This window comes from Mesorhizobium sp. M0715, from assembly GCF_040320355.1.
Lineage (GTDB): Bacteria > Pseudomonadota > Alphaproteobacteria > Rhizobiales > Rhizobiaceae > Mesorhizobium.
Window position 1 is genome coordinate 264,909 of sequence record NZ_JAMYPL010000006.1, and the last position, 21,172, is coordinate 286,080.

At 63.6% G+C, this 21,172-nt stretch carries 19 protein-coding genes; all 19 read right to left on the bottom strand.

Annotation, left to right across the window (positions count from 1 at the left end; translation table 11 throughout):
• Positions 1 to 44: 44 nt before the first annotated feature.
• A complete protein-coding gene (locus NKI21_RS10405; protein WP_023808905.1) occupies positions 45 to 983 on the bottom strand; it encodes a sugar phosphate isomerase/epimerase family protein in 939 nt (312 codons plus the stop codon).
• Complete coding sequence (locus tag NKI21_RS10410; protein ID WP_128302322.1) at positions 983 to 2,500, bottom strand: glycerol-3-phosphate dehydrogenase; 1,518 nt, start codon at positions 2,498 to 2,500, stop codon at positions 983 to 985. The genes NKI21_RS10405 and NKI21_RS10410 overlap by 1 nt, the downstream gene beginning before the upstream one ends.
• Positions 2,497 to 4,056, bottom strand: coding sequence for an FGGY-family carbohydrate kinase (locus tag NKI21_RS10415; protein WP_128302321.1), 1,560 nt, complete (start codon positions 4,054 to 4,056; stop codon positions 2,497 to 2,499). Before NKI21_RS10415 ends, NKI21_RS10410 begins: the two co-directional genes overlap by 4 nt.
• 96 nt (positions 4,057 to 4,152) lie before the next feature.
• Entirely contained in the window at positions 4,153 to 5,094 is a 942-nt protein-coding gene (locus NKI21_RS10420; protein ID WP_013533072.1) for a D-ribose ABC transporter substrate-binding protein, read from the bottom strand.
• Positions 5,095 to 5,132: 38 nt separating this feature from the next.
• The gene (locus NKI21_RS10425) at positions 5,133 to 6,266 is read right to left on the bottom strand and encodes an ABC transporter permease (RefSeq protein ID WP_128302320.1); all 1,134 of its coding nucleotides are present in this window, start codon (positions 6,264 to 6,266) and stop codon (positions 5,133 to 5,135) included.
• A gap of 26 nt (positions 6,267 to 6,292) precedes the next feature.
• Positions 6,293 to 7,834 carry a sugar ABC transporter ATP-binding protein gene (locus tag NKI21_RS10430; protein ID WP_352440100.1) on the bottom strand — a complete coding sequence of 514 codons (1,542 nt, stop codon included), beginning with the start codon at positions 7,832 to 7,834 and terminating at the stop codon, positions 6,293 to 6,295.
• Positions 7,831 to 8,487, bottom strand: coding sequence for a DUF2291 domain-containing protein (locus NKI21_RS10435; RefSeq protein WP_127296544.1), 657 nt, complete (start codon positions 8,485 to 8,487; stop codon positions 7,831 to 7,833). Before NKI21_RS10435 ends, NKI21_RS10430 begins: the two co-directional genes overlap by 4 nt.
• A gap of 33 nt (positions 8,488 to 8,520) precedes the next feature.
• Complete coding sequence (locus NKI21_RS10440; protein ID WP_127296545.1) at positions 8,521 to 9,531, bottom strand: sugar-binding transcriptional regulator; 1,011 nt, start codon at positions 9,529 to 9,531, stop codon at positions 8,521 to 8,523.
• Positions 9,532 to 9,953: 422 nt separating this feature from the next.
• Positions 9,954 to 11,666 (bottom strand): glycerol-3-phosphate dehydrogenase/oxidase, encoded by a 1,713-nt coding sequence (locus NKI21_RS10445; protein ID WP_502896762.1) that lies wholly within the window; start codon positions 11,664 to 11,666, stop codon positions 9,954 to 9,956.
• A complete protein-coding gene (locus tag NKI21_RS10450) occupies positions 11,663 to 12,439 on the bottom strand; it encodes a DeoR/GlpR family DNA-binding transcription regulator (RefSeq protein ID WP_031212333.1) in 777 nt (258 codons plus the stop codon). The genes NKI21_RS10445 and NKI21_RS10450 overlap by 4 nt, the downstream gene beginning before the upstream one ends.
• Entirely contained in the window at positions 12,436 to 13,971 is a 1,536-nt protein-coding gene (locus tag NKI21_RS10455; protein WP_023808915.1) for an FGGY-family carbohydrate kinase, read from the bottom strand. Before NKI21_RS10455 ends, NKI21_RS10450 begins: the two co-directional genes overlap by 4 nt.
• Positions 13,972 to 14,362: 391 nt before the next feature.
• Positions 14,363 to 14,893: a flavin reductase family protein gene (locus tag NKI21_RS10460; RefSeq protein ID WP_352865489.1), complete on the bottom strand. Its 531-nt coding sequence runs from the start codon at positions 14,891 to 14,893 to the stop codon at positions 14,363 to 14,365.
• 81 nt (positions 14,894 to 14,974) lie between these two features.
• The gene (locus tag NKI21_RS10465) at positions 14,975 to 16,195 is read right to left on the bottom strand and encodes an acyl-CoA dehydrogenase family protein (RefSeq protein ID WP_352440102.1); all 1,221 of its coding nucleotides are present in this window, start codon (positions 16,193 to 16,195) and stop codon (positions 14,975 to 14,977) included.
• A gap of 26 nt (positions 16,196 to 16,221) precedes the next feature.
• Positions 16,222 to 17,010, bottom strand: a complete 789-nt coding sequence (locus NKI21_RS10470; protein ID WP_023808918.1) for an alpha/beta fold hydrolase — start codon at positions 17,008 to 17,010, stop codon at positions 16,222 to 16,224.
• A gap of 11 nt (positions 17,011 to 17,021) precedes the next feature.
• Positions 17,022 to 18,038 carry a zinc-dependent alcohol dehydrogenase gene (locus tag NKI21_RS10475; protein WP_352440103.1) on the bottom strand — a complete coding sequence of 339 codons (1,017 nt, stop codon included), beginning with the start codon at positions 18,036 to 18,038 and terminating at the stop codon, positions 17,022 to 17,024.
• A gap of 14 nt (positions 18,039 to 18,052) precedes the next feature.
• Positions 18,053 to 19,078 (bottom strand): branched-chain amino acid ABC transporter permease, encoded by a 1,026-nt coding sequence (locus NKI21_RS10480; protein WP_352440104.1) that lies wholly within the window; start codon positions 19,076 to 19,078, stop codon positions 18,053 to 18,055.
• Positions 19,075 to 19,938 carry a branched-chain amino acid ABC transporter permease gene (locus tag NKI21_RS10485; protein WP_128302311.1) on the bottom strand — a complete coding sequence of 288 codons (864 nt, stop codon included), beginning with the start codon at positions 19,936 to 19,938 and terminating at the stop codon, positions 19,075 to 19,077. Before NKI21_RS10485 ends, NKI21_RS10480 begins: the two co-directional genes overlap by 4 nt.
• Positions 19,925 to 20,653: an ABC transporter ATP-binding protein gene (locus NKI21_RS10490; RefSeq protein WP_352865493.1), complete on the bottom strand. Its 729-nt coding sequence runs from the start codon at positions 20,651 to 20,653 to the stop codon at positions 19,925 to 19,927. Before NKI21_RS10490 ends, NKI21_RS10485 begins: the two co-directional genes overlap by 14 nt.
• Positions 20,650 to 21,057 (bottom strand): ATP-binding cassette domain-containing protein, encoded by a 408-nt coding sequence (locus NKI21_RS10495; protein ID WP_352865495.1) that lies wholly within the window; start codon positions 21,055 to 21,057, stop codon positions 20,650 to 20,652. The genes NKI21_RS10490 and NKI21_RS10495 overlap by 4 nt, the downstream gene beginning before the upstream one ends.
• Between the last annotated feature and the right edge of the window lie 115 nt (positions 21,058 to 21,172).

The following is a 21,172-nucleotide window of genomic DNA, read 5'->3' on the forward strand; positions in this document are numbered from 1 at the left end:
TTTTCCTGGCCACCATCGGTGCCGGCGTCTAGCCAGCATTTCACTCAAGCCCGAGGCTTGAGACTGTCGCGACCGCTGTCGATATGAGGCGCCCAGAAATCCACCGACTCGCGGATCATCTCGATAACCTGATGGTCGACTGGTTCCCTCTCCCTGAAGGAAAGTTCAAGGCAAATTTCATTGTCGGTTCCACCGCCCTGCCGAACCGCGTCCAGCAACTTCTGCGGCACTATGCGGCCATCCTTGTTGTAGGCGGCCGTGAACGGCCAGTGCCCGCCCTTATTCATCGACGACTGCTTGATGTGGATGATCGGCGATTGCAAGGGAAACGCTTTCGCCCAGGCATAGGGATCGGTGTCGGCAGGGTTGGGCGAAGTGACGTCGCCATGGTCGATGTCGACCATCATTTTCATCGGTATGGGCAGCTTCGCCGCGTCGATGGCGCCTTGCAGCGTGGCGCAGCTTTCGATCGTGTGGCCGAACTCGCGGCCGACCGACATCGGCTCCCAGAACAGGTATGTCAGACCCGCCGCCTTGGCGTGTTCGGCCACCTCGCGCCAGCATTCGAGGGCGATATCGAGAAGCACTGCCCGCCGTTGCGGATCGTCAAAGTCCTTGTGGGTGAAGATGGCGAACTGCGTGCCCATGCCCGACGCACCGAGTTCCGCGGAAATATCGGCGAAGGTCTTGAACCAGTCGACATAGTAGCGCCGGACATCCGCGTCCGGATGGCCGAAGTGATTGAGCCGGCCATAAGGTCCGGTCATGCCGGAGGTGATCCGCACGCCGGTCCGCGAAAGCGCCCTGTCGAACAGGCGCAGGAATTTGGCAATCGTTGCCGCCGGCCAGCCCGGATTGACGAATTCATGCGTCAGCTGCACGTCGCGGATACCGATGCCATAGGCAATCGCGTCGATCAAATCGTCCGGATCGGCGAAACGGTTGACCAGCGGATTGGTGTTGAGGGAAAGCGTGAAGGCCATCAGTCTGCCGTCGCCATGATGTTATCGAACCAGTCTTCGAATGCTTTCCGCTCGGCCGCATTGAGATGCAGGCCATGTTTGGTGCGGCGTTCCAGAATATCGGCTGATGTGCCGGCCCATTCGGTCTCGGCCAGGAACCTTGCCTCCCGCTCATACAGGTCGGGACCGAAGCGGCGGCCGAGATCCGCCTCGCGCTGTGCGCCGGCGAGCAATTGCCTGGCACGGGTGCCGTAGCTTCGAGCGTAGTGCTTCACCAGCGACGGGCTGAGCCATAAAAACTCGGAATGCAGATCGCTCAGGAACTGCTCGAAGTCCGCATTGGGCAGGTCGCCTCCCGGCAAGGGGATTTTGGCCGTCCAGGCTTTCTTCATCATCGGAAAAAACGGCTGGATCTTTTCCAGCGCATGTTCCGACAGCTTGCGGAAGGTGGTGATCTTGCCGCCGAACACCGACAGCAGCGGCGCGTTGCCATTGGAGGCGTCGAGTTCGAAAATATAGTCGCGCGTCACCGCGCTTGGATTGTCGGCATTGTCGTCATAGAGCGGACGCACGCCTGAGAAACTATGGACCACGTCCTGTGACGTCAGCTGTCGCTTGAAATAGCGATTGACCACCTTGATCAGGTAATCGACTTCGCTTGCCTCGGCGACCACTTCCTCGGGCCTGCCTTCGTAGGGAATGTCGGTCGTGCCGATCAGCGCCAGATCGTTCTCGTAGGGGTTGACGAAGATCACTCGCTTGTCGTTGTTCTGGATGAGATAGGCCTGCCGCCCCTCCCAGAATTTGGGCACGACGATATGACTGCCTTTCACCAGGCGAACATTGCGGGTGGAGTTCTGCCCGGCGACTCGGCTGACAATGTCGTTGACCCACGGCCCGGCCGCGTTGACCAGCGCCCGCGCCCGGACCTTCGTCACCGCACCCGTGCGACCATCCTGCATGTCGATCGACCATAGTCCGTTTTCGCGGCGGGCCGCGACACAGGCGGTGCGCGTGAGCACTCTGGCACCGCGCTGCCTGGCATCCAGGGCGTTGAGCAGCACCAGGCGCGCATCGTCGACCCAGCAGTCGGAATATTCGAAACCGCGCTTGAATTCGTCCTTGATCGGCGCGCCTTCCGGCGCAGTCCTGAGGTTCAGTGTTCGTGTCCCCGGCAGGCGTTTACGGCCGCCAAGGTGGTCGTAGAGAAACAGCCCGAGCCGGACCAGCCATGCCGGCCTGTCTTGCGGGCTGTGCGGAAGAACGAAGCGCATCGGCCAGATGATGTGCGGCGCTGCCTCGAGCAGCACCTCGCGTTCGATCAGTGCTTCGCGAACCAGCCGGAATTCATAATATTCGAGGTAGCGCAGGCCGCCATGCACCAGCTTGCCGGAGCGCGAGCTCGTGCCTTGCGCGAGATCGTCCTTTTCGCACAGGATGACGGACAGCCCGCGACCTGCCGCATCACGCGCTATGCCGGCTCCATTGACGCCGCCGCCGATCACGAAGAGATCGACGACATCTGTTGTATTGCTCAAGATCTTGCTCCTGTGCGGTGCGCCATGCCCTTCCACACCGGCCGAAGCGCCTGACGCGCTGCAACGAAGGAAGGGAAGAGGGCATCATAGGTATGCGAAAGCGCCTCGTCATAGGCATCGCAGTCGCCGAGAAGCGGCGTCACCCATTCGGCGGCGCAGTCTTCCATCGAGCCATAGACGCCGAGGCCGACGGCCGCCATCATCGCGGCGCCTGCCGCGCCGGCTTCCTGGCGACTGCTGGTGCGCACCTGCGCCCGGGTCGCCGCCGCGATGATGCGGCGTAGGGAGGGGCTGCGCGCGGCGCCGCCCGACAGGCGGATCTCGCTCGGCACGGCGCCCATCGCCTGGTAGCAATCGCGTGCGGCGAAGGCCAGTCCCTCGAGGACGCCGCGTGCCAGATCGCCAAAGCCGTGCTTGACCGAAAGGCCGATGAAGCCAGCGCGTGCGTCAGGATCGACGAACGGTCCTCTTTCACCGGCCAGCGATATATAGGGCTGGTAGATCAGCGAACCAGGCTCCGATGCTTCCACCCAAGCGTCGAGGGCCTTCAGCAACTCGTCATGAGAAGGCTTGCCGCCAGCCGTCGCGAGCACGTCGCGCGCAAGGCCAAGCACCCAGTCTATGTTGAGCGTCGCCGCCATGTTGGATTGCAATTGTGCAAAGGCGCCTGGAATAGGCATGGCGATCGTGTAGCCGGAGCCATCGTCGTTCAGCACGACATCGTCGGGAGTGGCGGCAAAGCGTGTGTGTATGCCGGTCGAGCCGATGACCGTGCAGCCGACATTGCCCGAGGGATCATAGAGGCCGGCTCCGAGCGCCGTCATGACCATATCGACGTAACCCAGCACCACCGGCGTGCCTTCGAGCAGGCCAGTCTCTGCCGCCGCCGATCGCGACAGCGGATGATGGTCGGTGGTGCCTTCGAGCATGGGAGGCAACAGGCGGCGATGCGTCGTCAGATCCAGGATGTCGAGGGCTTCGTCGGAATAGCTGCGCGACCGAAAATCGCCGAAGGTGAAGGTTCCCTCGGAGGGATCCGTGGCGCGTTCGCCCGTCATCTTGAAGTAGAGCCAATCCTTGCAATGCAGTGCGGTCGCCGCCCGCTCCAGCATGTCGGGATGGTTCTTTTTCATGAAGGCAAGCTGGGCGCCTTGCTGGCAGGAATTCAGCCCCGTGCCGGTCAGCTCGAACCGCCTGCGATCCCGGGGATCGGCGCGCATCTCGTCCACCAGATGTCCAGCTCGGGCATCAAGCCACAGCCAGGCGCGCGAGACAGGCAAGCCGTCGCCATCGATCAGCCAGGTTCCGTCGCCCTGCCCGGTGATGGCCACCGCCGCGGTTCGTTGCGCGAGGTCGGGAACCTTGGCCGCGAGATCGCGAACGGTCCGCGCCATGTCGCGCCAGGTCTGGTCGAGGTCCTGCTCGGCGCCGCCGCCTTCCAGCGTGACGAAGCTATTGGGCACCGACGTCATGGCGAGCTGCCGCCCGGACAGGTCGAAAGCGATCGATTTGATCACCGACGTTCCCGCGTCGATGCCGATCAGCAGGTCTTTCATGCCGCAAATTCCGGTTGGTTGCGAAGGCGGTTCACGAGGGCAGTCATTTCGTAGAAGAGGCAGGGAGTGTCCGCAAGGACACCCCCTGTACAGGTATTACTCAGACAACACGAAGGGTGCGGTGTACTTGTCGACATTGTCCTTGGTGATGAGAAGGCAATCGAACAGCTGCTTCTCGGTCGCCGCACCGGTGGCACCCGTCTTGATAAACGAATCCGCCTGCTGCACGGCCTTGGCCGAGAAGATGGCGACCGGCTGAAGCACGGTGTACTGCAGTTCGCCGGACTTGATCGCCGCAACCGCATCCGGGGAGCCGTCGAAGCCACCGACCTTGATGCCGGCGAGCTTGCCGGCTTCCTTCAGCGCCGCAACCGCGCCAAGCGCCATCTCGTCATTGCCGCTGATCACGGCGATGATGTCGGGATTGGCCTGCAGCATGCTCTGCATCTTGTCGTGGCCCTGGGTACGATCCCAGTTGGCGACCTGCGAAGCAGCCTTTTCGAGATCCGGGTACTGGCTCAGCACAGTCGCGTACCCGTTCGAGCGCGTGGCGGCGTTGTTGTCAGACGGGGCGCCGAGCAGTTCGACATATTTGCCCTTTTCGCCGACGGCCTGCACCCACTGCTGGGCACCGAGAGCAGCACCCTGCGCGTTATTGGAAACGAGCTGACCCTTGGCGAGGCCTTCCTGATTGATCTCGGCATTGACGAGGAACACCGGGATGTTGGCTGCAATCGCCTTCTTCACCGCACCGACAGAGCCGTCGGCGTTGGCCGGATCGAGGATGATCGCCACCGACTTGTTGGTGATGGCGGTGTCGATCAAATTGCTTTCGGTATTGGTATCGCCCTTGTGGGCACCGACATTGGCCGTATAGCCAAGCTTTTCAGCCTCGGCCTTGGCGACGTTGCCCTCGGTCAGCCAGTAGGGGTTGGCCGGATCGTTGACGATGATCGAGATCAGGCCCGCGGCTGACGCGGCGGCCGTGAACCCGACGACCATCGCGGCGGCGAGCAGACTTTTCAGCATGGTTTTCATGTACATTCCTCCAATGATTACGCGGTGTTGCTGCCAGTTCACCTGGCAGTCTTCCCTTGGGCAGGATTGGCCGGTTCGGCCTTCCCCCGTTTCTGAGAAGTCGGTTGGCCACCTGACGCGCTTGGGAGCTTGCTACGGCGGCGATACTGAACGGCATTGAGGAGCACGGCGAGCACGATGACCGCGCCCGTGAACACTGTCTGCCAGTAGGATGAGATGCCGATGATCACCAGACCGTCGGACAGGAAGCCGATGACGAAGGCCCCAAGCAGGGTTCCGCGGATGTTGCCGCGCCCGCCGGTCAGTGCCGCGCCGCCGATGACGACGGCCGCGATGGCCGTCAGTTCGTAGGTGGTGCCGGCGGTCGGTCCAGCCGACGTCAACTGCGAGGACAGGATCAGGCCGGCGATGGCGGCACAGATGCCCGACAGCACATACACGGAAATCTGCACCGTCTTGACCGGAACGCCGGAGAGTTCGGCCGCGCGCTCGTTGCCGCCCGAGGCGTAGAGCCAGCGCCCGAAAGCGGTGCGGTTCAAGACGATGCTGCCAATGAGCGCGATGACCACGAGAACCACGACGCCCGTCGGCACACCGAACAGGCGGTTGAAGCCAAGCGCATCGAAGCCGGTGTTTCCGAGCTCGGGCTTGCCGCCGAGATTGTTATAGGTCAGGCCGCTGGTCATCAGCAGCGCCAGGCCGCGTGCCATGTACATGACGCCGAGCGTGGCGACGAAAGCCGGAACCTTGAAGCGCGCGATGAGCACGCCGTTGATCAGTCCGACGACGGCGCCGAGCATGCAGGCCAACACCGCGACCACCCAGACCGGCGGATAGAGAACGACACCCAGCCAGGTCAGCGTCACGCCTTGCATCAGGAACCCGGCAACGACACCGGCCAAGCCCAGCGTCGACCCCACCGACAGGTCGATACCGCCATTGAGGATGACGAGCAGCATGCCGATCGCGAGGATTCCGAAGATGGCGACATGCGAGGCCATGGTCAGGAAATTCGCCACCGAGAGATAGTAGGGCGACAGGATCGAGAACACGACGATGATGACGATCAGGGCAAAGAAAGCGCGACCCTCGAGCAGCAGCTTGGCGAGATCGAAGCCTTCGCCGCCCGCGCTTGGACTGGACTGTTTTCTGGCCTGGCTGACGTCGGTCATTGGTCTGGGCTCCGAAATTCTGGTGATCAGGCGACCACGGCTTCGCCAGAGGCGGCCATGATCTGCTCTTTGGTGGCGTTGGCGCCGAATTCAGCTGAAATCCTGCCACGCCGCATGACGACGATGCGGTGGGCAATGCTGAGGCATTCGTTGACCTCAGAGGTCGAGAAGACGACCGCAAGCCCTTGCGCGGCGCGTTCGCTCAGCAAGCGGAAGACCTCGGCCTTGGCGCCGACATCGATGCCACGGCTCGGTTCGTCGAGAAGGATGACTTTTGGGTTGGTCGTCAGCATCTTGCCGATGACGACCTTCTGCTGATTGCCGCCCGACAGCGATCCGATCATGGCATTGCCGCCTGCGGTCTTTATGGTCACCTTGCGGATCGAATCCTCGACCAGCCCACCCTCCTTGGAACGGGACAGAAACAGCCCCTTGGCGAACGCCTCGATGCTGGCCAGCGAGAGATTGCGGCCGACGGTCATCGTCTGCACCAGCCCGTCGCGCTGGCGGTCCTCGGGGACCAGCACAAGACCTCTGGAGATGCGCTGGGCAATGCTCAGTCCCGAAACGTCCTCGCCTTCCAGAAGCGCGCGGCCGCCCGCCATCGGCACCCGTCCGGCGACGGCTTCCAGCAATTCCGTGCGCCCGGCGCCCATCAGCCCATAGATGCAGACGATCTCGCCTGCCCGGACATCCAGCGACAGGTGGTCGACGACGGAATAGCCCGAGCCCGAAGTGTCGACGACGCTGACATCCTCGATCGACAGGGCGACCTCACCGAACGCATGGCCGGTCGGCGGCGAGCCGAGATCGAAGTTCTCGCCGACCATGTTGCGGACGATCCACTCGAGGTCGATGTTTCTGGCTTCAGCCGTCGCCGTTATCGCCCCGTCGCGCAGGACAACGGCGTAGTCGGTGATCTGCAGCGCCTCTTCGAGGTGATGTGAGATGTAGACGATGGAAACGCCGCGGCTGGTCAAATCGCGGATCACCTTGAACAGCACCTCCACCTCTGTGGCGCTGAGCGCCGAGGTCGGCTCGTCCATGATCAGGATGCGCGAATCGACCGACAGCGCCCGCGCGATCTCGACGATCTGCTGTTGGCCCAGGCGCAGATCCTCGACCAGGGTCATCGGGTCGATGTCCTCTTCGAGATCAGCCATCAGCGCGCGCGCCTGGCGCGATTCTTCGGCGAAGTCGAGGCCGGTCCTGGTGCGCAGTTCGCGGCCCATGAAGATGTTGTCGCGAACGCTGAGATTGGGCGCCAGGCTCAGTTCCTGGTGAATGATCGAGATGCCGCGATCGCGTGCGTCCGAGGATGAGGAAAAACTGACGAGATTGCCGTCGAGCACGATGTCGCCGGATGTCGGCGTGACCACGCCGGAGAGGATCTTCATCAGCGTCGACTTGCCGGCGCCATTTTCTCCGAACAGCGTGGTGACCTTGCCGCGATGGATGTCGAAATTGACGCCCTTGAGTGCATGGACGCCGCCATACGACATGACGATGTTGCGCGCCGAAAGCACGGCGTCGCCATTCGCGGGTCCGGTGTCGGCAGCCGCGCTCATTTGACCTCCAGCCTCACCGGAGTGACCAGCCAGCTCTTCGGGTTGACCAGCTTGAATGCGCCGACCACCGATATGGTCTTGCCGGTCAAGGTGCTCGTATCGACCTTGGCCAGGATTTCCTTCTTCATCTCGTTGTTCAGCGCCGAACCGGCGTCCTGGTATTCGATCTGGTTGGTGAACTGGCCGAATGTGATCTTGCCGGTGGCGTCGCGAAGCTCGGTGCCGTTGATCGCCGGTCCCGTCTGCACGCGGATCATCAGCGTGTCCGGCACACCTTCGACGGCGACTTTGTAGATGCCCGATTTTCCTTCGCCGACGACGCCGGTGAACTTCACCGAGATGACCGGCCCAACGCCCGCCGGCACGCCGTATTCCTTTTCCGCCGTTGCCCTGTCCTTGGTGATCGCCGTCGCCACCGTTGCCGCGTCGGCGGCACGCGCTTCGACATCGGCCTGCACCTTGGGAAACTCCGACTTGCCGTAGTCGGCGGCGGAAAAGACGGCGCTGCGGACATCGCCGGCAGAGCCGATCCTGACCACGTTGGTGTCGAGCGCCATGGCGCCGAGCAGGACGACAACCGCAGCGCCGGCAAGTACCCGACGCAAGCCGGGCGAAGCCGGCCTGGTTGGTGCGGGGGCGGCCTTCGCGCTCATGACGCAACCGCCGGCAAGGCTGATCCGCGCTTGTCACGCATTTGACGATCCTCCGTTCACATGGCGCTTCGCACCATTGGGTTTGTTCTGTTCGACAAGGGCACGGGCGGTGGACTCGTCAGTGATCAGCCCGCTCAGATAGCGGCTTTCGAGCACCGCCTTGATGGCGCGTATTTTCACCTTGCCGCCGGCGACTGCGACGATCCGACGGCCCTTCAACTGGTCCCGCGGAAGCGCCAGGATTCTGTCCGACAGCGCCGTTTCCACCGGGCGTCCCTTGTCGTCGAAGAAGTGGGCGAGCAGCTCGCCGACGCCGCCATCCCGTTTGACCTCATCGATTTCGGAATGTTCGATCATGGCGGTAGCGACCAGCGAGGCTTCCCGTTCGGCGGTGCCTATGCCGACGAACATCAGGTCGGACCGGCTTGCGAGGTCGAAGACATCGCTGATGCCGCGCTGGCCAAGCAGCACTTCACGGTCCTCGGCGGTGTTGGCGACGAAAGGCACCGGCATCACATAGGCCTGCGCGCCGGTCCGCTCGGCCAGCCGATGCATGACATCGTGCGGGTTGGCCGCGAATTTGCGCGTCACGCCGCCAAGCAGCGAGACGAAACGGATATGGGCAGCGGCGGTGCGCGTCAGATACTCGACGCTTGCGGCAAGGGTACGGCCATGGCCGACGCCGATCAGCATGTCCTCGCCGCGATCGATCTCCCGCTTCAGAAACTGAGCGCCGGCGATGCCAAGGGCCTTCAGCGGCAGCTCGTCCTGATCGAGATCAGGAACGACCTCGCAGTAATCCAGCCCGTAAGCATTGATCAGCTGCTGCTCGAGGTCGATGCATTCGCCGACATCGCCGTCGATGATTACCCTGACAAGGCCATCCTGGGTGGCCCGGGTGATGAGCCGATGCGCCTTGAGGCTGGTCAGGCCGAGCCGCTTGGCCACCTGGGCCTGCGTCAGCCCCCCGGCATAGTGAAGCCAGGCCGCGCGGGTGGCGAGGCTGGACTCATGATCGCGGTTAGCGGCTCCGCCGGATTTCAAGACATCTCCTCCCTGAGATGATATTATTATCTTTGTGTGCAAAAATTTTCACATCCCTGCATCGCTGTCAATCCCTCGCCGGATTTGGCGCATGCACATACGGGGAATTCACAGTTCTCGCCCTTCCCGAAACGCCGGTCTGCCGGCATTTCGGCGGGCAACATCGACCTATTAGGAGGTGAGCATGTCACTTGATCATACGGCTATGTTAATTTAACGTCAATCTGTGTTATTTCGTGTCTGAGCCAGTAGAATTGCACAGCCATCGGCTATCCAATTTTTTGCTAACTAACTGTTTCTCAATAATAATATCTAATATCGCAAAATCCCAACCCGCCTGTGAGTTGAGCGATTGGGGATGCGGCGCATCCTTAGGCAAACCGACCGGATTGCCTTGGGAAAGAGCATCGGCGACGGAATGATCAGCCCAGCCGCATCAGGTTCCGGTCCTCGAGTTCCAGGGCGGCGGCCTCGACTTCCTCTGCGAGGCGCCCGGCGCTCCAGCCCAGCGCCCGTCCGGCAATCGTCGCAATCTCCTGCAGATCCCGGCCCGTCAGTGACCCTGATATCGCCAGGGTGCTGCGGCGCATGACGATATCGGCCAGATGTTCGACGAACTCGGTGCGGACGATGTAGTCGATTTCCGATTTGCTGTAGCTTTCTGAATCCGGCAGCCGACCCTCATCACCCGACCCATGCGTGGCGATCTGCGTGGCTCTGGTGCCATATCGCGACAGCAGCGCCTCGAGACGCCGTCCTCCAGCGCCCGTTTCCGAGTGAGCCAGAGCCAGCCAACTTGCTCGCGCTGCGGCATCGGCCGGGAAATCCCTGCCGCCGCCGATCGGCATGGCCTGCGTCGTCACCTTGCGGCTGCGCTGCAGGCGGCCGAGCACGGTGTCGGCGACTTCCTCGGCGAAGCCGCGAAAGGTCGTCCACTTGCCGCCGATCAGCGAGATGACCGCGAAAGGTCTGTTCCCATCCGGCTCGGCGACTGGCGCCGAGTGGTCACGGCTGATTAAGCCGGGCACCGATGCATCCGAGGCCGGCAGCGGCCGGATGCCGCTATAGGCATAGACGATCTGGTCGCGTTCGAACGCCATCCCCGGCAGCAGCGTGCGTACGCTGTCGAGCAGGTACTCCACTTCGTCAGGCTCGCAGCGTACCGCGTCGGGATTGTCGGCCTTGATGTCGGTAGAGCCGACCAGCGCCAGGCCGAGATAGTCGTAGACAAGGCAGATGCGGCCGTCATCGGCCTCGAAATAGAGCATGCGCCCGGCAAGGCTTCTGACCAGCTCGTCATGCTTCAGCAGGATGTGCGAGCCCTTGGTACCGCCGATCATCTTCGACGGCGCGCCTAGCAAATCGTTGACATCGTCGATCCATGGACCGGCGGCATTGACCACCAGCTTCGGCCGCACCGAAAAGGCCGCGCCGTTTTTCGGCTGGAAGGTCAGCACGCCATCGGCGGACTTCGCCAGCGCCGTGTAGTTCGCGCTGGCCGAGGCCGTATTTGCCTGCAGCCCATCGAGGATCAGTTCGAGCACCAGCCTTTCGGGATGGCTTATCTTGGCGTCGTAATAGGTGCCGGTGGCGACGATCGAGGGGTTGAGCGCCGGCATCTTGCTGAGCGCCTGGCGCCGCCCGACCATGCGGTGGCGCGGCATGACCTGGTTTCGCGAGCCGTAGAAATCATAGATCATCAGGCCGATCTTGATCAGGATGGCGCCGCGGCTGCGCGGCGCGCTGGTCGAGCCGAACAGCGTCCGCAGCGCCGCCAGCATGCCCTTGCTCCAGGAAAAGATCGGGATGACGGTCGGCAGCGGGCTGACATAGTGCGGCGCGTTTTTCAAAAGCAAATTGCGCTCGAGCGTCGATTGCGCCACCAGCCCGAATTCGCCAGTTTCTAGATATTTCAGGCCACCGTGAATGAGCCGCGATGGCGCGGCACTGGTGCCGGAGCCGAAATCCGCCTTGTCGACGATCAGGCAGCTGACGCCCTGCGCGCACAGGTCGCGAAACAAGCCCGCCCCGTTGATGCCGGCGCCAAGGATGACGACGTCGACCTCGCCGGTCCCGGCCATGGCGGCCAATCGCCCGGCGGGATTTTCCGTAAATGTTGCTTCGCTTGAGCTCATGGCGCTTTCGTCTTGACGATGCGCAGCTTCACGCCGGCCCGTTCGAGGGCCCGCGCCCGCGCATCGCCCAGGCCTTCGGTCGCCAGCACGACGTCGAAGCTGGTCAGATCGTCGAAGACGTGCAGTGCGATCCTGTCGAACTTGGCATGGTCAATCAAAAGGATGCGCTTGACCGATGCGGCCATCATCGCCTGCTTGACCCGCACGACATTGGGGTCCTGGATGAAGGCGGTGGTTCCAGTGATGGCCGAAGCCGAACAGATCAGCACATTGGCGCGCAGCTGCGCCACGGCGTTCTCGCAGACGATGCCGATATAGGCGTTGTAGGTGCCGTGGTACTGACCGCCGAGACAGATGAAGTCGAGTTCGTCGACATTGGTCAGCAGGGAAGCCGTCGCCACTGAATTGGTGATGACGGTCAGCGGCTTGACGTCGAGCAGCAGCGTGGCGACGGCGTTTGCCGTCGAGGAATCGTCCAGCATCACCACTTGGCCGGCCTCGACAAAATCGAGCGCCGCCCGCGCCAGCGCATCCTTCTCGGCCCGATTGACCGTCACCCGGTAGCGGAAGGCGCTTTCATAGAGGCCGGAAGGCTGAACCGTCACCGCACCGTGCAGCTTGCGCAGCACACCCTGCTGCGCCAGCCGGTCGATGTGCCGGTGGATGGTCATGCGCGATACGCCGAAATGTTCGACCAGATCGTCGATGCGCACCTGGCCGAGCTTGATCACATAGTCGGCGATCTCTTCGCGTCGTTCGTCGGCCTTGATCATGCGGTTCCCCCAGTGTCTTGCCGCGCCAGCTTCTCGATCTCCGGCCACTGCGGTTCGAGCGCACCGGCTATGCGGCCATAGAGGGAAAAGCGCTCGTTGAACACAGCACTTGAGGCCGCCATCGGCTCGTATTGGCGTGCCGTCATGCCGGCTTGCCTGGCGCCTTGTTGCGGCGTCGCGAAGATGCCCACCGCGGCACCCGCGCAAAGGGCCGCGCCAAAGGCCGCGGCCTCGTCGGTCGAGGTGACGGTGACCGGGGCATTCAGCACATCGGCAAACATCTGGACAAAGGCCGGATTGCGTGAACCGCCCCCGGTCAGGCGGATCTCGCTGATAGCAAAGCCCTCGCGCAGGGCTTCGACATGGGTGCGATGATTGAAGGCAATGCCCTCTAGAACCGCCTTGAGCATATCGCCGCGATCGTGCCAGCCGTGAAGGCCGACAAAGCTGGCGCTGGCGACATCGCCAAAGGGGGAGCCGAACAGATAGGGATGAAACAGGATGGTCGACCGCTTTTTCAGCGCCGCGTCGATCTCGCCTGCCAGAAACTCGTGGATCGAGCCACCACCGACCGATGCCCTCTCCTGTTCCGAGCGGCAGAACGTGTCGAGAAACCAATCGTAGTTCGCGGTCGAGGCCGGCGATATCGCCATGTTGTTCCAGCGGCCGGCGTCGATGGCGTTGCGACAGAGCCAACGCGGATCGACGCGCGGTTGCGAAGAGACTACTTCGTTGATGGAATAGGTCCCGGCAACAATGGCGAGCACGCCCTCCTCATGGCCGCCCATGCCAAGTGCGGAGCCAGTTACGTCATGCAGGCCGCTCGCGACCGGTGTCCCCTTGGCAAGGCCGGTCATGTCGGCGGCCTCGGCGGTAACGTGGCCGGCGATCTCGGCCGAATGCGCCATCGGCGGCAGCGCGTCGAAAAGATCGTCCAGTTCGAAGATGCGCATCGCTTCCAGCGCGTAATCCTGCGTGCGGAAATCCGTGAATGAGGTGCTTGCCTCGGTACGGTCGGTGCCGATCGTGCCGGTCAGGCAAAAGCGCAGCCAGTCCTTGCAGGCCAGTATATGCCCGATGCGGCCATAGCGGTCGGGTTGGTTCTTCCTGATCCAGGCCAGCAGCGCCGACGGAGCCGAAACGTGCGGCGCCTGTCCGGTGCGCGCCAACGCATTTTGGAAGACCCCGTCCGCCGACCATTGTTCGACAATCTCGCCGGCGCGGCTGTCAAGCGACAGGATACCGGGGCCTAGCGGCCGGCGATCCTTGTCGAGCAAATAGAGACCATCGCCGTGTGCGGTCGCCGCCACCGCCTTGATATCGTTGGCGGGCCGGCCGCACAATGCGATCGCTTCGCGGATGGCATCGGCGGTGGCTTGCCATAGCCTTGCCATGTCGCGCTCCACCCAGCGCGCATGGGGCATCGACTGCGGAACGCGCCGACGCGCCACCGACAACTGCGTGCCATCGGCATCGAAGATCACTGCCTTGGTGACCGTGAGACCGTTATCGATTCCGAGCAAACTGGGCATGGGCGCCGCCGCTTTCAGCAACTGGTGAAGGGCGCTGCAAGGCTAACCTGCAGGTTGGGATAGGGATGACAGACATGACGACAATCAACGAGCAACGGTGATACAAAAGCGACGCATCCGACGCGGTAAACAGACCATAATAGCATGTTAAGTTAACGTCAACATGTGAGATATTTTTGCGGAAAAGTCTGACGTCATCTGCGACAAAAATTGCCATCCACTCGTACCGCATCCGATGCGGGACGAAGTTCCGGCCAATGCCCAACTGGCCGGATGACCCTCAACCCTGCGCGGCGAGCCAGGGAGCGCGGTACGACTGACGCCGAACGCGCTTCGACTGGCTTTGCAAGTTCCGTGCGCAACGACCGGACAACCCGCGCTTCGGCGCCGTTCAAAGAAAACGCGACGACTCAAGAAGCTCAGCCACCCCGTCCAGTTCCTTGTGCAGGCGATGCCAGCGACGGTCGAGATAAACAAGCGAATGCGCCTCCGGGGGGACCTCGTCCGGCTGCACCTCGCCGTCAAGGAGTTCGGCCGCGACCAGCGTCGCGCCCTCGATCGGCAGGATGCCGAGCCGACGGGCGCGGAACCAGGTCGAAACGCCGGTATAGCGGCGTTCGCCCGTAGGCAGCCGCGCCCAGGCGCCTCCCGGCGGGAAACGTTCCGCGCCGCTCGACGCGCAGAGCTGCGCCAGGTCGATATCAGTGAAGCGCAGCAGGTGGATCACCATGGTCTCGGCCCGTAGCAAGGGCTCGGACGAAGTCGATTTCATGGAGAGCGAGAAAGCGACGACCGGCGGCGCAGCACTTACCGAGATCAGCGAGGATACGGTCATCGCCACCGGCCTGTCGCCGGGATCGGCCGTGATCACGGCAACACCGGCCGGATGGTGGCGAAAGGCTTCGCGGAAGGCGTTGGTCATCGGATGCGGGAAGCTCATCGACGTCTCTCTTCTGCAGCGTGAATAAGGGCCGGACGGCGTCCGCCGTCCGGCCCTTGCGGGCTACTTCTTCTCGATCAGGTCGTAGAACTGCCAGGTGCGATCGCTCCACAGGCCGCCGATGTCGCGACCGGCCGAGGTGACGATCGACGGCGCGATCGTGAAATGGTTGGCCGCCACCATCATCTCGCGGAAGGTGCGCTGGATCACGCCGGCGCGCAGCGACGCGCCGCCGCCGGCGCGGTAGGCGAAGTTGCAGATATCCACGCCAACCTCGTGAATCTCGGATTTGGCCAGATGGACAAGGCTGATCTGCCGCGTCGATACGCTGTTGCCGGCTTCGACCGTCGCCTCGATGTCGCGCCAGACTTCGAAGACAAAGGCGCGGGCAGCGCGATAGCGGGCTTCGGCGCGGCCATAGTCGTGCCAGAACTTCTCGCTTTCGCCGATCAGTCCGGCCCGGCCTGACTTCGAGCGGGCGAACTTGGCGATCTCGTCCAGCATCCGCCGCCCAGTGCCGAGCGCCCAGCCGGTATGACCGATGGCGGCGAGGCCAACGACCCCGAGACTGAAGAACTCCTTCTGGCGCAGCGGTGGTGCGGTCAGGATCGGGAAGACGAGATCGTCGGCGATGAAGACATCCTCGGCCGCATAGTCGATGCTGCCGGTACCGCCGAGGCCCAGAACGTCCCAATTGCCGACCTGCTTGTGCTGGGAGATCGGGGCATGGGCGCACATGATAATCAAATTGCCCTTGTCGTCCTTGGCGGGCTTGCCGGTGCCGTCGTCGACGAAGGCGGCACTGTGGCTATAGGTGGCGTGGCTGAAGCCGCTGCCATAGCTCCACTTGCCGTTCAGCCGGTAACCACCGTCGACCTTCTTCAGCATGCCGAGCGGCGCGCCCTGCCCCGAGAAACGGTTGTCGGTGCCCGGTGCGAACAGCCGCTCGACCGCGCTATCCGGCAGAAAGGCCGCCGACATCGCACCGATGCAGCAATGCACCATTGAAACCCAGCCGGCCGCCCCGGAGTGCCAGGTGATCGCCGCCAGCAGTTCGAGACCCTGGGTGGGTCGCAGCTGCGCACCGCCGAGGCTCTCCGCGGCGAAGATATGCGACATGCGCAGCGGCTTCAGCAGCTCGAACGTGGCCGCAGTCAGTTCGCCATTCTCCTCATCGGTGGTGGCGTTGGCTTCCAGGGCCGGCCCGATCTCCGCGATCTTGCTGAGCAAGTCGCGATAGTCGGTGGTCGTCCCCCACGAGCCGTGCTTGATGGGTTTGTTCATTGTCTTCTCCTCCTTTTCAAATGCGGTCAGCCGGCGAGGAAATCGCCGATCTTCCTGAGTGTTTCGGGTTTCTCCTGCATGACGAAATGGCCGGCATCCTCGACCAGGATCAGGCGTGCGTCGGGCAGGGCTTCGACGAAGAGCGGCGCCTGGCCAGCTGGCAGCAGACGGTCCCTGGTGCCCCAGACGACCAGCGTCGGATTGGCGATGCGCGCCAGGAAGCGCCGCAGGTTCGGATGGCCCATGCCGAACGGCGCCAGCAACCGGCCGAGCGTCTCTCCTTCGCGGGCGCGATCGGCGCCGAAGGCCTCCGCAAAGGCGGGATCCGAGCCGTCCGGGAAATAGCGCAGCGCCACCGAGACGTCATGCGCCAGATAGGCCGGCAGCTCCTGCGGCGCGACCGCGCCCAGATCGGTGGCCGGATGCGCGGGGTCGTTGAGCCCTGCCGGCGCGATCAGCACCACCTTGTCGAAACGCTCGCGCGCAAGGCCGGCGAGCTCCGTCGCCATCCAGCCGCCCATGGAAAAGCCGATGAGATGAGGCTTCTCCGGCAGGTTCAGAACATCGAGCAGGTTCAGGTAGTGCAGAACCATGTCGGACATCCCGGTCACATGCGGCGCAGCGCCCGAAAAGCCGAAGCCCGGATGGCTCGCGCAAAGCACGCGGAAACGGTCGGCGAGGCCTTCGGCGAAGTCGAAACCTTCAAGCGTCGAGGCGCCGTGCAGGAACAGCACGGGCTTTCCCTCACCAATGGCCTTCACCACCGTTTTGGTGCCAGCGACATCGTATTTGAGCGTTTCGAATTGAACGGCCATTTTATTCCTCCTCAAACAAGGTCCGGCTGGATCAGCACTTTGCATTGCGTTGTGCGGCGGCGAAGGCTCTCGAATATCTGCGGAACCGGCGAGAGGTCGATCCGATCGGTGATCAGCGCCTGCGGTGCGAAAGGTCCGCCGCGCAGCGCATCGAGGGCGACGCCGAATTCGTTGCGCTGATGGAAGAAGACCGAGAAGAGCAGGTTCACTTCCTTCGTCAGCGCGACGAATGGATCCCATTCGTCGCCGCCGATACACAAGCCGACACCGACCACCGTGCCCTGCGGCCGAACCGCCTTGACCGCCGCGTCGATAAGGCCGCGCTTGCCGACGCATTCGAAGACGATATCGGGGGCTCCTCCGCAGAGATCGGCAAGGCTATCCGCCAGCTTGTTTCCGGACAGCGCGAAACCGGTTGCGCCCAGTGCGAGCGCACGGTCACGCTGATGGCTGTGAATATCGGCCACGACCACACAAGACGCTCCCAGCCGCCGCGCCCAGAAAGCGACGAGCAGGCCGATCGGTCCGGCGCCAAGGATGGCGACCCGGTCTCCGGGCTTCATGCCCGAGCGGACGATGCAGTGCAACGCGACCGAGAGCGGTTCGGCCAGCGCGCCATCCTCCAGCGCAACGTCGTCGGGCAAGACATGGCACTGGCGCGCGGCGACGGCCGCGTATTGCGCATAGCCGCCACCAATCAGCACCATGTCGGGACAGCGGCCTGGATCGCCGCGCCTGCAGGCCTGGCAGTGCCCGCAGCCGTGCATCGGCACGACGGCCACACGCTCACCGATCCGAAGGCTCGCCACCCGTGATCCCAGCGCGATGATGTCGCCGGCGAATTCATGGCCAAGAACGAAACCTCCACCGATGCCGAAAGGCACCGGATCCTCGGTGATATGCAGGTCGCTGCCGCAGATGCCGCAGGCTGCGATGCGCAAGACGACCTCATCCGGCGCCGGCGTCGGATCCGGCACCGTGCCGATCCGCAGCGGACTGCCGACCGTATCGAAGATGGCTGCTTTCATAAAAACCCTCCCTCTCAGCGGTTCGGATCGACGAGCCTGCGTCGGATCGGGAACCATGGCGCATCCCACCGTTTCGAGATCAGGCCCCAGATGCCGGTGCGGGCGTAGAGCGCCACCAGCAGCGTCATCAGGCCGAGGACGACGAAATAGCTCGCGCCGTATTCACCGAACCAGCGGTCCGCGATGAAGAAAATCAGGGATCCGATCAGAACGCCCTCGATGGACCCTATCCCGCCGACCATGACGATGAAGATCGCGACGTTCGCCCACATCGGATCAAAGGCCGAACCCGGGGTGATGCGCAGTTGCGCCATGAAATAGATGGCGCCCGCAAGGCCGCAGCCGACCGCCGACGCGACGTAGATCAGGAAGCGCAGCTTGACGACATTCACGCCCTGGCTCGCGGCCGCGACCGGATTGTCGCGCATGGCGATCAGCGCAAGGCCGAAGCGCGAGCGAAGCAGCCAATAGCTGCCGCCCAGCGTGACGAGCAGCATCCCCGCGCAGAGCAGCGACATGGCGACATTCCGCTCGAAGGCCGAATAGTCCTTCATCACGCGAAGCGACATCCCCGCGCCGGAATTGACGAGCGGGAGATTCGAGGCGGCCAGCCGGAATACCTCGGCCACCACCCATGTGCCGATCGAAAAATAGGGGCCATCCAGGCGATGCAGCAGCAGGTAGATCGGCACGGCCAGCGCGGCCGGCGCCAGCAGCGAAAGGAAGACCGCCACAAACGGATTGATGCCGTAAGTCTGCGCCAGCACGAAAAGCGCATAGCCGGCAGCACCCATGAAGGCGTGCTGGCCCACCGAGACGAGGCCGGCATAGCCGGCTAGCAGGTTCCACATCTGCGCGACGGCGATGTAGCAGCACAGCACCAGAATCGACCGGATCGTGCCGGTCGAGGCCCACCACGGCATGGCGGCGACACCGATCAGCGCCAGCACAGCCAGCGTCATCGCGATGCGACCGGACCGGGTCTGGCGCTGGACCAGGACCTCAGGCACCTCGGTTGCCACATAGGGGATCGCACTCATGACAATGCCTTTCCAAACAGGCCCTGCGGGCGGGTCGCCAGCACGATCAGGAAGACGATGTGTCCGGCGAGCACGCCGAAGCCCGGATCGATGCGGAAGCCGATGGCCTGCGAGATGCCGAGCACCATCGAGCCGGCGAAGGCGCCCCATACCGTACCCATGCCGCCGATGATCACCGCTTCGAACGCGTAGATCAGCTGGGCAGGTCCATCGGCCGGCGCAACGGTCGACCGCAACGCCTGGAAGACGGCGGCAAAGCCGAGGATGCCGACCGCCGCCGCTGTCGCCATCGCATAGACGGCGCGCGGGTTGATGCCGGTCATCGCCGCCGCCTCGACATCGGCCGACGCGGCGCGGAGCGCGCGGCCGAAGCGCGTGCGCTTCAGCGTCAGGTCGAGGCCTCCTGTCAATCCCGTGGCGACGGCCAGCACGATCAGCGGCAGGAGGCCGACATAGATACCGCCGATCTCGATGGATTGACTCTCTATTCCATGGCCGGGCAACGATCGGCTGTTCGCGGACCATATCTGCAGCATCAGGTTCTGCAGCGCGATCGACAGTCCGAAGGTCGCGATCAGCGAGGGCAGCGGATCGCTCCCTACCACCCGGTTCAGCACGGCCTTCTGCAGCACCCAGCCCATCAGCACCGCGAGCGGCACCAGTACGATCAGCACAGGCAGCGGCCCCAGACCCCAGGCCGTGGCGATCGAGATGCCAATCAGCGACAAAAGGATCACAAGATCGCCATGGCTGATGTTGACGATCCGCATGACGCCGAACATCAACGCCATGCCGAGCGCATACTGGGCATACATGCCGCCCAGCAGGATCCCTTGCACCAAGGCGTCAAACCACTCCATGGCCTGCTCCAAAATAGGCTTTGCCGATTTGTTCGCGCGTGATTTCGGCGGACCTGCCGGTCAGGGTCACGCGCCCCTCGAGCATGCAGTAGAGGCGGTCCGAGGCGGACCGGGCGAGGCCGACATCCTGTTCGACCACGATCATCGCCGTTCCCGTGGCGCGGATTTCGGGCAAGGCGGCATAGATCTCGCGGATCACCTTCGGCGCAAGACCAAGGCGGATCTCGTCGCATAGCAGCACGCGCGGCTGTCTTTGCAGCGCGCGGCCGATCGCCACCATCTGTTGCTGCCCGCCCGAGAGGCTCTGGACCTGCGTGCGGGCCTTCTCCTTGAGGATCGGGAACAGCTGATGCAACCGCGGCAGCGTCCATCCGCCCTTGGCGCCTATGCGCGCGGCCTGGTCGATGGCGACGCGCAGATTGTCCTCGACCGACATGCCGGTGAAGAGCCGGCGGCCCTCCGGCACGATGGCGACACCCTTCTGCACCATGCGGTCGGTGGTGGTGCCGCCAACGGCCTCCCCGTGCAGCAGCACCATCTCGCGCCGGACCGGGAGCAGGCCCATGATCGAACGCAGGAGTGTAGATTTTCCTGCCCCGTTGGCGCCGATCAAGGCCACGGCCTCACCCTGGTGCAGCTCGATGTCGACGCCGTAGAGCGCCTGGAAATCGCCATAGCGGGCCAATAGCCCGTGGGTGGAAAGAACGGCCGTCATGCCTCGATCCCCATGTAGACGCGTTGGACCTCGGGCAGCGCAATCACTTCGGCGGGCACGCCTTCAGCGATCTTCTCGCCGAAGTTCAGCACCAACAACCGGTCGGCCACCGCCAGCAGCGCGTGCAACACATGCTCGATCCACACGATGGTGATGCCACGGTCGCGGATGCGGCGCACCAGCGCTACCAGCGCCTTCGATTCATCGTCGGTCAGCCCACCCGCGATCTCGTCCAGCAGCAGCAGCTTCGGATCCGACGCCAGCGCGCGCGCCAACTCCAGCCGCTTGCGATCGAGCAGAGTGAGAGCGCCGGCCGAGACATTGGCCTTGTCGGAGAGCTCGCAATCGCGCAGGACCTGGGCGCAGAAAGCATAGCTCTGCTTCTCGGACCGGCCGCCGCCCAAAGCGGCGGCGCCCCGCAGGGTTTAGAAAGGGGTGATTCCGGCAAAGGGGCCCGGGGTCTGATATGTACGCCCCCAAACCATAATGGAACGCCCGGAGGGCGGCGCGCCGCGCAGC

Bases quoted from the DNA above. Each gene is read 5' to 3' on its own strand.
- NKI21_RS10405 (WP_023808905.1), bottom strand. From the start codon at position 983: ATGGCCTTCACGCTTTCCCTCAACACCAATCCGCTGGTCAACCGTTTC.
- NKI21_RS10415 (WP_128302321.1), bottom strand. From the start codon at position 4,056: ATGAAAGACCTGCTGATCGGCATCGACGCGGGAACGTCGGTGATCAAA.
- NKI21_RS10420 (WP_013533072.1), bottom strand. From the start codon at position 5,094: ATGAAAACCATGCTGAAAAGTCTGCTCGCCGCCGCGATGGTCGTCGGG.
- NKI21_RS10425 (WP_128302320.1), bottom strand. From the start codon at position 6,266: ATGACCGACGTCAGCCAGGCCAGAAAACAGTCCAGTCCAAGCGCGGGC.
- NKI21_RS10430 (WP_352440100.1), bottom strand. From the start codon at position 7,834: ATGAGCGCGGCTGCCGACACCGGACCCGCGAATGGCGACGCCGTGCTT.
- NKI21_RS10435 (WP_127296544.1), bottom strand. From the start codon at position 8,487: ATGAGCGCGAAGGCCGCCCCCGCACCAACCAGGCCGGCTTCGCCCGGC.
- NKI21_RS10445 (WP_502896762.1), bottom strand. From the start codon at position 11,666: ATGAGCTCAAGCGAAGCAACATTTACGGAAAATCCCGCCGGGCGATTG.
- NKI21_RS10450 (WP_031212333.1), bottom strand. From the start codon at position 12,439: ATGATCAAGGCCGACGAACGACGCGAAGAGATCGCCGACTATGTGATC.
- NKI21_RS10455 (WP_023808915.1), bottom strand. From the start codon at position 13,971: ATGCCCAGTTTGCTCGGAATCGATAACGGTCTCACGGTCACCAAGGCA.
- NKI21_RS10460 (WP_352865489.1), bottom strand. From the start codon at position 14,893: ATGACCAACGCCTTCCGCGAAGCCTTTCGCCACCATCCGGCCGGTGTT.
- NKI21_RS10465 (WP_352440102.1), bottom strand. From the start codon at position 16,195: ATGAACAAACCCATCAAGCACGGCTCGTGGGGGACGACCACCGACTAT.
- NKI21_RS10470 (WP_023808918.1), bottom strand. From the start codon at position 17,010: ATGGCCGTTCAATTCGAAACGCTCAAATACGATGTCGCTGGCACCAAA.
- NKI21_RS10475 (WP_352440103.1), bottom strand. From the start codon at position 18,038: ATGAAAGCAGCCATCTTCGATACGGTCGGCAGTCCGCTGCGGATCGGC.
- NKI21_RS10480 (WP_352440104.1), bottom strand. From the start codon at position 19,078: ATGAGTGCGATCCCCTATGTGGCAACCGAGGTGCCTGAGGTCCTGGTC.
- NKI21_RS10485 (WP_128302311.1), bottom strand. From the start codon at position 19,938: ATGGAGTGGTTTGACGCCTTGGTGCAAGGGATCCTGCTGGGCGGCATG.
- NKI21_RS10490 (WP_352865493.1), bottom strand. From the start codon at position 20,653: ATGACGGCCGTTCTTTCCACCCACGGGCTATTGGCCCGCTATGGCGAT.